The organism is Marinobacter sp. bablab_jr008, from assembly GCF_016464145.1.
In the GTDB taxonomy this organism is placed as follows: Bacteria; Pseudomonadota; Gammaproteobacteria; order Pseudomonadales; family Oleiphilaceae; genus Marinobacter; species Marinobacter nauticus.
In genome coordinates this window covers 1-710 of record NZ_JACDWW010000023.1, presented here as the reverse complement: position 1 = coordinate 710, position 710 = coordinate 1, and the positions used below count along the sequence as shown (strand labels likewise).

The 710-nt window shown below is 53.2% G+C and carries 1 protein-coding gene; it reads left to right on the top strand.

All coding sequences use genetic code 11. From position 1 onward, the window contains the following. Positions 1–71: 71 nt before the first annotated feature. Positions 72–710: IS5 family transposase (locus JIF53_RS00785; RefSeq protein ID WP_199451611.1), on the top strand; the 639-nt coding region annotated here is incomplete at its 3' end.

Below are 710 nucleotides of genomic sequence, written 5' to 3'. Positions count from 1 at the left end.
GGAGGCTCTGAATAAGTCTCAAAATCAGCGATAATACGGTCATCGTCAACTGCACAGGATTCGTTGCCACCATGGATCAGATCACCTTCTCCGAAGCCGAGTACCAGACCAAGAAGCGTAAAACCCGCCGCGAGATTTTTCTGGAACGGATGGACAAGCTGATTCCGTGGAAGCAGTTGGAGAAGAAGGTAGCCCTATATTACCCCAAGGGCCAGACTGGCCGGCCACCGTATCCGCTGCCGACCATGCTGCGAGTCCACTGCATGCAATTGTTCTATAACCTCAGTGATCCTGCCATGGAAGACGCATTGTATGAGATCGAATCCATGCGCCAGTTCGCCGGCCTGAAGCTGGACCGATTGCCGGACGAAACCACCATTCTCAAGTTTCGTCATTTCCTGGAGCGCCATGGCCTTGGCAAGGTGTTGTTCAAAGAGGTGAACAAGCACCTGGAGAAAAATGGTTTGATGCTGCGTGAAGGCAGCATTGTGGATGCTTCCATCATTTCTGCACCAAGCTCCACGAAGAATGAAAGCGGCCAGCGCGACCCTGAGATGCGACAAACCAGAAAAGGCAACCAGTGGTACTTTGGCATGAAGATGCATATCGGCGTGGACGATACGCTCGGCTTGATCCACAGCATCGATACCACCGCTGCCAATGTCCACGACATCGTGTCCGCCGGCAACCTTCTTCACGGTGACGAGCTG